7 protein-coding genes are annotated in these 8,019 nt (G+C 60.2%); 3 read left to right on the top strand and 4 right to left on the bottom strand.

Translation table 11 applies throughout. The features are described from left to right. Both WA989_RS08140 and WA989_RS08135 read left to right on the top strand, forming a co-directional pair. Window positions 1–2,109: TonB-dependent receptor (locus tag WA989_RS08140; RefSeq protein WP_424340002.1), on the top strand; the 2,109-nt coding region annotated here is incomplete at its 5' end. A 333-nt stretch (window positions 2,110–2,442) separates the two neighbouring features. Further along, window positions 2,443–2,607: a hypothetical protein gene (locus tag WA989_RS08135; RefSeq protein WP_424340001.1), complete on the top strand. Its 165-nt coding sequence runs from the start codon at window positions 2,443–2,445 to the stop codon at window positions 2,605–2,607. Between the two features lie 55 nt (window positions 2,608–2,662). Here the strand turns inward: WA989_RS08135 and WA989_RS08130 are convergent, their stop codons facing one another. Together WA989_RS08130 and WA989_RS08125 are read right to left on the bottom strand one after the other, a co-directional pair. Beyond that, window positions 2,663–4,534, bottom strand: a complete 1,872-nt coding sequence (locus tag WA989_RS08130; RefSeq protein ID WP_424340000.1) for a ribonucleoside-diphosphate reductase subunit alpha — start codon at window positions 4,532–4,534, stop codon at window positions 2,663–2,665. Between the two features lie 309 nt (window positions 4,535–4,843). Further along, window positions 4,844–6,016, bottom strand: a complete 1,173-nt coding sequence (locus tag WA989_RS08125) for a serine hydrolase domain-containing protein (protein ID WP_424339999.1) — start codon at window positions 6,014–6,016, stop codon at window positions 4,844–4,846. Window positions 6,017–6,127: 111 nt separating this feature from the next. Between WA989_RS08125 and WA989_RS08120 the strand changes: the two genes are divergently transcribed. Then, window positions 6,128–6,445, top strand: a complete 318-nt coding sequence (locus WA989_RS08120; RefSeq protein WP_424339998.1) for a hypothetical protein — start codon at window positions 6,128–6,130, stop codon at window positions 6,443–6,445. Here the strand turns inward: WA989_RS08120 and WA989_RS08115 are convergent. Together WA989_RS08115 and WA989_RS08110 are read right to left on the bottom strand one after the other, a co-directional pair. After that, window positions 6,442–7,320, bottom strand: coding sequence for a PdaC/SigV domain-containing protein (locus WA989_RS08115; protein WP_424339997.1), 879 nt, complete (start codon window positions 7,318–7,320; stop codon window positions 6,442–6,444). The genes WA989_RS08120 and WA989_RS08115 overlap by 4 nt on opposite strands. Window positions 7,321–7,332: 12 nt before the next feature. Beyond that, window positions 7,333–8,019, bottom strand: a 687-nt coding sequence (locus tag WA989_RS08110) for an aldehyde dehydrogenase family protein (protein ID WP_424339996.1), incomplete at its 5' end; no start/stop codon positions are given.

Raw genomic sequence — 8,019 nt, 5'->3', positions numbered from 1 at the left:
TTCCTGCGCCGCACCCTTGCGGCCACCCTTATCGCAGGCGCGAGCCCGCTTGCGATCGCCCAGTCCGCGTCCACCGACGAGACAGAAGGCCCCGAACGCTTGTCCACCGTCATCGTCTCCGGGGTTGGCCCAGAGCGCGAAACCGATGAAATGATCGGCAATGCATCGTCTGTCTCTCGCGACGAGATCGTGGAACAGCTTCAGGCCTCGCTCGGCAATACGCTCGACAGCCAGCCCGGCGTGTCGACAACCCATTTTGGCCAGGCAGCAAGCCGGCCCGTCCTGCGCGGGCTCGGCGCCGAGCGCGTCCTTGTCCTGACAAACGGCATTGGCGTTATCGACGCATCGGCCGCCTCCCCGGACCACCAGGTCGCCTCTGATGGCATCGATGCCGAAAAGATCGAGATCCTTCGCGGCCCGGCAGCCCTCGCCTATGGCGGGCAGGCGATTGGCGGTGTGGTCAATGTGATCGACGGTCTGATCGCTGAAGAGCTGCCGGATGAAGCGCAGTCCGGCGAGGCCTATGGCGCGCTGAACAGTGTCAATGAGGGCCAGGAAGGTGCAGCCAAGGGCAAGTTTGCGGCCGGGCCATTCGTCCTTTCCCTGTCTGCGTCTGCACGTGATTTCGAGGATTATGACATTCCGGGCTTTGCCGAATCCGCGCGTCTGCGCGCCGCTGAAGAAGCAGAAGGCGCAGAAGAGGACGAAGACCATGAGGAAGGCCGCGACACGCTGGAGAATTCCTTCGCCGAAACCGCCTCCCTCGCCGCTGGCCTTTCCTGGGTCGGGGACGATGCCTTTGCCGGCCTTGCCATCCGTCAGCAGACCTCAACCTATGGCCTGCCCGGCCATGGGCACCATGAAGAAGAAGAGGGCGGAGAAGAGGAAGAGCATGAAGAAGAACGCCCCTTCATCGACCTCGAACAGAGACGTATCGATGTGCGCAGCGGCTTCGCCCTCGATGCCGGCCCGTTCACCGATGTCGCCCTGACAGCCGCCTTTGCCGAGTACGAGCACACAGAGTTCGAAGCGCCTGGCGAGCCGGGAACACGCTATGAAAGCGATGGCTCGGAAGCTCGCCTGGAAGTCGGAACGCTTGCGGACGGCTTTGAAGGCGCGTTCGGGCTGCAAGGGCTCGACAAGACGCTGGATGCTTTCGGTGACGAGGCCTTCATCACTGAAACCGACACTCAATCGCTTGGAGTATTCGCCTATCAGACGCGCGAATGGGACAATGGGTTCGGCGTCGAAGGCGGGCTTCGCTATGACAATACCGAACTCGACAATGCCGCCAGCGGTGCGCGCGCCTTCGATCTTGTCTCTGGCTCCCTCGGGCTTCACCAGCACTGGGACAGCGGCTGGTTCATCGGCGCGCAGGCAAGCTGGACAGAACGCGCGCCGAATGAAAGCGAACTCTTCGCAGACGGCGCGCATCTTGCGACCAACCAGTATGAAGTCGGCGATACCGGCCTTGAAAAAGAGCGCGGCCTCAACCTGGAAGGCACCGTGCGCTGGCGCAGTGACGAGGGGGTCAGCGTCGGCGCGAACCTGTTCCACGCCGCGTTTGACGGCTTCATCTATCTGACACCGGGAACGACAGTTGTGGACGGCGTTGTCCTCAGTGACGTCGATGACCTGCCTGTTTTCGTCTTCAGCCAGGAAGATGCAAACTTCACAGGCGGCGAAATCTATGCTGATTTCCATGCGCATGACAGCATTCTCGGCGCAGACTGGCACGGCAAGGCGAGTGTGGATTTTGTCTCTGCCGAGCTTGATAGCGGCGGCAATCTCCCGTTGATCCCGCCCACGACCCTCAATGCCTCGCTGGACGCCGACTGGGGCCTCTGGAAGGCCGGGGCGAGTGTGTCGATTGCAGGCGATCAGGACGATACCGGCGAGGGGGAACTGCCGACCGATGGGTACACCACACTCGACCTGCGCACCGCCCTCTCGCTGGCTGATCTGGCCATTGGCCGCGATGGCACGGAGCTTTTCCTCGAAGCGCGAAATGTCACCGATGAAGAGGTGCGCTATGCAACCTCCGTCCTGAAGGACACGGTGCCCGCGCCCGGGCGGAATATCCGCGGCGGGGTGAGACTGGTATTCTAGGCGGCCAGGTCTCTGCCTCGGTGTGAGGGAGAGACCTTTTTGCAACATCTCGACATTCTCGGGGCCTGCGCCTTGCCTGCCGGGGCGCGGGCGCCTATTGAGCGCCATCCTTCGCGCCATAAAAGCGCTAACCGAACCGAAGAAAGGAGACGTCGAATGACACATTGCGCACGCAAGTCGACCATCGTCGGCTACCGTTCTCCCGGTCCGGATTATCGCGCATCTGCGCAAGGCTGAGACCCAGCTGAGCTGAAGTGATGCGTCACGCCGTGACGCATGAGGCGGTGCCAACGCTCCGCTTCACGCTATCCATTGCAAATCATCCAGGTTCCCATGAAACCGTTCAAATGGCTGGCGCGTCGCGCCGGCAAACGCCCGCTGCGTGCCCGAAAGGCCGAGCGGCAGTCCAACCCTGCAAAGGATCGCGCCGCGGTCCGCAAGTCCCTGTCGACAAAACTGCCAGAGCATCTCATCCGCGACATTGGCGGCGATCCATAAGAAAAGACCCCGGCTCTTTCGAGCCGGGGTCCGCAGTCTCATCCCTTCGACTGGATCACTGACAGGCGAGGCACTCGTCATAGTCGGTCTGCGGCACGTCCATCCCTTCGACCTTTTCCTTGTCGGCGGCGCCGGCAAAACCTGCGCGCTGGACCGATTTGGAGCGGCAGTAATAGAGCGATTTGAGGCCTTTTTCCCACGCCGTCCAGTGCAGCATGTGGAGGTCCCACTTGTTGATGTCGGCCGGCAGGAAGACGTTGAGCGACTGGCTCTGGCAGATATAGGGTGTGCGGTCGGCCGCAAGCTCGATAATCCAGCGCTGGTCGAGTTCGAAGGCGGTTTTGAAGACGCCCTTCTCATGCTCGTCTAGGCACTCAAGATGTTGAACCGAGCCCTCATTCTCGAGGATCGAGTTCCAGGTCTCTTCGGTGTTCTCACCCTTCTGCTCGAGCACCCGCTCAAGCTGCTGGTTTTTCACCGTGAAGGAGCCGGACAGCGTCTTGTGGGTGTAGACATTGGCCGGGATCGGCTCGATGCCAGCGCTCGTCCCGCCGCAGATGATCGAGATCGACGCGGTCGGCGCGACAGCCATCTTGTGGCTGAAGCGGGCCATCATGCCGGCGTCGCGCGCGTCCTCACAGGGGCCGCGCTCTTTGGCGAGCTTGACCGAAGCCTGGTCTGCGCCAGCGCGTATGTGCTTGAACATCTTCTCGTTCCAGACTTTCGACATCGCGCTTTCAATCGGCACGTTCATCGTCTGAAGGAAGGAGTGGAAGCCCATCAGGCCGAGGCCGACAGAACGCTCACGCTTGGCCGAATAGACCGCACGGGCCATCTCGTTCGGCGCACGCTGGATGAAGTCTTCCAGCACATTGTCGAGGAAGCGGAAAATGTCTTCCAGGAAATTCTCGTCTTTCGACCATTCAAGGAATTTCTCGGCATTGACCGAGGAGAGGCAGCACACAGCCGTGCGGTCTTCGCCATTATGGTCGACACCGGTCGGCAGGGTGATTTCCGAGCAGAGGTTCGACTGGTGAACCTGAAGGCCGAGCTTGCGCTGGTGCGCCGGCATGGCGTTGTTCACCGTGTCGGTGAAGAGCAGGTAGGGCTCACCGGTCTGGATACGAAGCTCGAGGATTTTCTGCCAGATCTTGCGGGCATTCACCGTGCGCAGCACTTCGCCGGACTTTGGCGAGCGCAGGCCAAACTCGGCATCATTGCGCACCGCTTCCATGAATTCGTCGGTGATGTTGATGCCATGGTGCAGGTTGAGAGACTTACGGTTGAAGTCACCCGACGCTTTGCGGATTTCAAGGAATTCCTCGATTTCCGGGTGGTGGATATCGAGATAGCAGGCAGCCGAGCCCCGGCGCAGCGAGCCCTGGCTGATCGCGAGCGTCAGCGAGTCCATCACGCGGATGAACGGGATGATGCCGGAGGTCTGTCCGTTCTGGCCGACTTTCTCACCGATGGAACGAACGTGGCCCCAATAGGTACCGATGCCGCCGCCATTCGAGGCAAGCCAGACATTCTCGGTCCAGGTTTCGACGATATCATCGAGCGAATCGCCGACCTGGTTCAGGAAGCACGAGATGGGCAGGCCGCGATCGGCGCCGCCATTCGAAAGAACGGGCGTCGCCGGCATGAACCAGAGACGCGACATGTAGTCATAGATCCGCTGGGCGTGTTCCTCGTCGTCGGCGAAGGCCTTGGCGACGCGGGCGAACATGCCCTGATAGCTCTCTCCGGGCAGGAGGTAGCGGTCTTCAAGCGTCTTCTTGCCGAACTCTGTCAGCAGGGCATCGCGCGAATCATCGATCGTAATCTCGATGTCGGAAACGAGCTTGAGTTCCGGGCGTGCCTCGCCTTTGGGTTTCCCCCGGCGCAGGGCGGCTTTTGTATTCGTGGCGGCATTGCTCGCAGACATCGTCTAACCTCTTCGATCGGCCCATGATATATAGGGATCTAGCCCCTGAAGCGCCATATGCGGTGCCTCAGCCCTTCCCCAATACTAGATATAGTGGTCCCAAGGTTAATGCTTGGTCAATGGGGGGACCGAAAGATTCAGCATCTAAACCGTGGAAAACCTGTAAATGAAAGGTTAACACGCGCGCCCTGCGCCCGCCACAATTGGACTTCGGCGGTACACAGATTTGTCCAGACCTGTGGACGACGCTGCAAAATAATTCCGGAATTTTTTCCGAGGGCCACCGGCTTCATCGAGAGTCGATACGAATCACGCTTCCGGGAAGAGCGAGGCCAGCGACTGATTCCATTCAAACAGCGCCGGCCAGTTGTTTCCGCCATTCTCCATGAGGCCCAGACGGACAATGACGAGGTCTCGCGAAGGCACAACATATAGTGTCTGTCCTTCATGGCCCTCGGCGGCGAAACTGTCCCAGGGCGGCATGTTGCGGCGTTGATAGTCGGGGGCAGGCTCTTCGCCACCCGTCGTGATCCACCAGCCCGCGCCATAGACATTGGCTTTGGTCGCGGTCGGGTCGGAGCGGGAGAAATCGACCCAGCCGTCCGGCAGAAGCCGCTCGCCCTCCCACACCCCATCGCGCAGATAGAGATAGCCGAACTTCGCAAAGTCCCGCGCCGACGCCCAGACGAGCGAGCCGCCGAGGAAATTGCCCGCAGCGTCGAATTCAGGCTGGGCATCCATGCCCAGTGGGTCGAAGAGCGCCGAATTAATCCACTCAGCCATGGGAATATCGGATGGGGAGCAGCGTGTGACAGGAGACATCGCACGTTCTTGAGACACGTCACTTCCAACAGTGGAACAGTTAGTTCGGATTCCGACCGTACGCTGCAGGCCTCGCGCGATCAGGTGAAACCCCGCCGTCGAGTAATTCCACGTCGAACCCGGGTCATGATCCGCCGGCACCTCATCCCGGATGTAGCCGATCACATCAAACCGCCCCGGCCCGTACATCATCTGGATGACGTCATTATCGTCGATCCCCGTCGCGTCGATCTCGGTATAATCAAGCCCGTCCGTCATGGTCAGCCAGTGGCGCCAGGAAATCTGACTGCGTGGATCATCCTCGGCGAACGGCGTCGGCATCGGATAGTCGATATCCTCGATCAGGCCGAGCTGCAGGGCCCGTCCGACGAGCGCAGACGTCACCGATTTCGCCATGCTCCAGGACACCTGTTTCGTGTCTGGCCCGAAACCTTCGCGGTACGTCTCAAGGACAAGCTTGCCGCGATGGATGATGACGATGGCGCGCGTTTCGCCCATCTCATCGGCGAGTTCGCGCGACATGGCCTCATCGACAAGGATCTGGACGTCCGCGGCGATGTCTTCCGGCAGTTCGCCTTCCTCCCAGCCCTCTGTCGGCCAGGCGACGCCTTCCGGCTGTGGCGGCAAAGGGACGAGGTCCTGGGCAGTCGCAGGACCCACGGCTCCAACGAAGAGAGCCAGAAACCCAATCAGCCGCACATCCCGACCAAACCCCTTGCCGATCATCACTTTGCTCCGTAACGCTTTCGAGGCGAACACTAGAGGGGCGGCATGAAACTCGTCAAAGCTTTTGCGATCTTTATCGTCGCCCTTGGCGTGCTTGCGATTCTGGTCTGGCAATTCTGGTTCAAGAACCAGTTTGAGTTTGGCGAAGTCGGGGCGGCCTATGGCGCCAAGATGGTGTGCTCGTGCCGGTTCGTGGCCGAGCGCGAAATGGACAGCTGTCTTCGTGACTTCACAACCGATATGAGCGCGATCCGATTTTCAGAAGACGGCAAGACCATCGAGGCGCGCGCGGCGGGCGGCATCATCTCTGCGAAAGCTGTGTTTGAGCCGGGCCTTGGCTGCACGCTGATTGCAGACGACTAAGGCAGGATCGCCTCGCCGCCAAAGGCGTCGGCATAGGTCGCTTTCAGGTCGCTTCTGAACTCTTCCTGATCAACGCCGATGACATAAATGCCTTCAGCATAGGCGCCGACCTCGTAGGGCGCGAAATGATAGATCAGTCCGCCAGCCTTCCCGGCCTCTGTCGAGCGGGAAATGCTGAAATGATCGAAGACCGAAATGTTGCCGTCAAAAGCCGGGTCGACCCAAGTCTGCAGTATATCAGCGTCGCTGGAGGTCCGGTCCTCAAGCCGCTCGCGCTTGGCGACGAGCAGTTTGCGTTTCAGGACCATTGCAATATTCGCCCGCGCGGCAGCGGCGTCTTCGAAGATATCCTCAAACGCGACCTGCTCATCGGCTTCGATATCCCAGTTCAGAACGTCGAAGCCGACATTGCTGTGGGCGCCGCCTGTATAGGTTGCATATGTGCCGAGAAGGCCTCTCAGCCGGCCCTCTTGCGGCCCGGTCTGCATCCATTTCACGTCAAGGCTGTGGGGCGAATACTCAAACCCCTTTTCGGCTGCCATCTGCTGATCGGATTCGGCCGCAGCGATGAAAGCTTCGGTGCCGGAATTCGCGCGGCGCTCAAGCTCTTCGCGCAGCGCCTGGGAGAATTGATCCATGTCTTCAGGCATTTCGATCTGGATCGAGGCGGCCTGGCTGCCATTGACGATGGCGATACCTTCGCCGGGCGGCTCTGCAAAGGCCCTGTCGAGATCTTGCGTGCCCTGTACACGTTCAGTGACGCGGGCGGTCTGCTGCGTGTCGTCTTCAGGCTCACAGGCGCTGACCAAAACGAAAGACACCGCGATCGGCGCCAATTTGGCAATGGCGCTCAATCCGCCCTTCACATCGTCCATTCGCATTCCTCGTCACAAACTCAGCAGTTCCGGATCACCACCTTGAGCTGTAATGTTCACCGATAACACACGTTCTACTGCAAATCGCAACATATAATGCGGGCCGCCCGCTTTCGGGCCGGTGCCAGACAGCCCCTCACCACCAAATGGCTGTACCCCTACTACGGCGCCGGTCATCGATCGGTTCACATAAGTATTGCCAGCATGGACGGCGCCCCGGACTTTCCTTGCGAAACTCTCCAGCCGCGAGTGAACGCCGAGCGTCAGACCATAACCTTTTGCCTCGAGCGCTGCGCCAACCTTTGCGATCCTGTCGGGATCATAACGGACGATGTGGAGCACAGGGCCGAATGTTTCTTTTTCGATCTGATCAAGCGACTTGAGCTCGATCAGGGCCGGGCCGAAGAAGTGACCGCCCTCTGGCGTCTCAATCTGCTTGATCAGCGTCGCCTCGCCCTTCATCCGCTCGACATAGTCGGTAAGGATCTTGTGAGCGTCGGCGTCGATTACAGGGCCGACATCGGTATCTGCTTCACCCGGATGACCAAGTTTCAACTCGTCCATTGCGCCGGTCAGGCCGTCTATCAGCATGTCGGCCGTATCATGCGGCAGGAAGAGGAGGCGCATGGCCGAGCAGCGCTGCCCGGCTGAGCCGAAGGCCGAGATCAGGACATCATCGATAACCTGCTCACGCAGCGC

Origin of the sequence: Henriciella sp. (assembly GCF_049649345.1) — a bacterium.
Classification (GTDB): domain Bacteria; phylum Pseudomonadota; class Alphaproteobacteria; order Caulobacterales; family Hyphomonadaceae; genus Henriciella.
The sequence above is the reverse complement of the archived record's forward strand: the minus strand, read 5'-3'. Positions and strand labels throughout refer to the sequence as shown.